This is a genomic window from Bacillus haikouensis, from assembly GCF_013179555.1.
Lineage (GTDB): Bacteria > Bacillota > Bacilli > Bacillales > Bacillaceae_B > Rossellomorea > Rossellomorea haikouensis_A.
In genome coordinates, this window is the sequence record NZ_JABMCR010000535.1 from 1 (window position 1) to 1323 (window position 1323).

The following is a 1323-nucleotide window of genomic DNA, read 5'->3' on the forward strand; positions in this document are numbered from 1 at the left end:
CCCTTCAATTAAATATTCGTCTGGTGACTATGGCGAAGAGGTCACACCCGTTCCCATGCCGAACACGGAAGTTAAGCTCTTCAGCGCCGATGGTAGTTGGGGGCTCTCCCCCTGTGAGAGTAGGACGCCGCCAGGCGATACATATTTCGGAGGATTAGCTCAGCTGGGAGAGCATCTGCCTTACAAGCAGAGGGTCGGCGGTTCGATCCCGTCATCCTCCACCATAACTTTTTCATAAAGTGTAAATGGAGTAAATGATCTTTCAAATGATTTTCCGACGCTTATCCAGAGAGGAGCACGGAAAACATCTTTTTTATGCCGGTGTAGCTCAACTGGTAGAGCAACTGACTTGTAATCAGTAGGTTGGGGGTTCAAGTCCTCTTGCCGGCACCATTTTACTCATTGTTATATGAGCCATTAGCTCAGTTGGTAGAGCATCTGACTTTTAATCAGAGGGTCGAAGGTTCGAGTCCTTCATGGCTCACCATAGATTTTTGCAAAAGGCAAAATCTACTATTTTCATGCGGGTGTGGCGGAATTGGCAGACGCACCAGACTTAGGATCTGGCGCCGCAAGGCGTGGGGGTTCAAGTCCCTTCACCCGCACCACTTATATGCGGAAGTAGTTCAGTGGTAGAACACCACCTTGCCAAGGTGGGGGTCGCGGGTTCGAATCCCGTCTTCCGCTCCAGAAAGTTTTTGCCGGGGTGGCGGAACTGGCAGACGCACAGGACTTAAAATCCTGCGGTAGGTGACTACCGTACCGGTTCGATTCCGGTCCTCGGCACCAAAGATTTTTTCGTTTGCAAAATATCTTTCCGTAATTTGCGAAAGCAGGAAAATTGTCTTTAACTAAATAATCTGCGCCCGTAGCTCAATTGGATAGAGCGTTTGACTACGGATCAAAAGGTTAGGGGTTCGACTCCTCTCGGGCGCGCCATATTTCGGGAAGTAGCTCAGCTTGGTAGAGCACTTGGTTTGGGACCAAGGGGTCGCAGGTTCGAATCCTGTCTTCCCGACCACTTATTCGGGGCCTTAGCTCAGCTGGGAGAGCGCCTGCTTTGCACGCAGGAGGTCAGCGGTTCGATCCCGCTAGGCTCCACCAAAGTTTTTTGCTTCAGCAAGGTAACTTACCTATTGCAAAGCGCAGCGAACGTATGGAATTCATAAGTTGCGCGAATGAAAAAACTTTTTTTGAAAAAGTTATTGACACCACGGTGTCGATGCTGTAATATTTAAAGGGTCGCTTCGAACGAAGCACTAAACAAATTGAACCTTGAAAACTGAACAAAACAAGACAATACGTCAACGTTAATTCTAGATT

At 48.5% G+C, this 1323-nt stretch carries 9 tRNA genes and 1 rRNA gene; all 10 read left to right on the top strand.

The features are described from left to right. Nucleotides 1–19 precede the first annotated feature (19 nt). Nucleotides 20–136, top strand: a 5S ribosomal RNA gene (gene rrf, locus HP456_RS24020). A gap of 12 nt (nt 137–148) precedes the next feature. Continuing rightward, nucleotides 149–224 (top strand) — tRNA-Val (locus tag HP456_RS24025). Nucleotides 225–317: 93 nt separating this feature from the next. After that, nucleotides 318–393 (top strand) — tRNA-Thr (locus HP456_RS24030). A gap of 18 nt (nt 394–411) precedes the next feature. Further along, nucleotides 412–487, top strand: a tRNA-Lys gene (locus HP456_RS24035). A gap of 36 nt (nt 488–523) precedes the next feature. Further along, nucleotides 524–608 (top strand) — tRNA-Leu (locus tag HP456_RS24040). A gap of 7 nt (nt 609–615) precedes the next feature. Further along, a tRNA-Gly gene (locus tag HP456_RS24045) sits at nt 616–690 on the top strand. A gap of 10 nt (nt 691–700) precedes the next feature. Continuing rightward, nucleotides 701–789 (top strand) — tRNA-Leu (locus HP456_RS24050). Between the two features lie 73 nt (nt 790–862). Next, nucleotides 863–939, top strand: a tRNA-Arg gene (locus tag HP456_RS24055). 5 nt (nt 940–944) lie between these two features. Continuing rightward, a tRNA-Pro gene (locus tag HP456_RS24060) sits at nt 945–1021 on the top strand. A gap of 7 nt (nt 1022–1028) precedes the next feature. Beyond that, a tRNA-Ala gene (locus HP456_RS24065) sits at nt 1029–1104 on the top strand. Nucleotides 1105–1323: the final 219 nt, after the last annotated feature.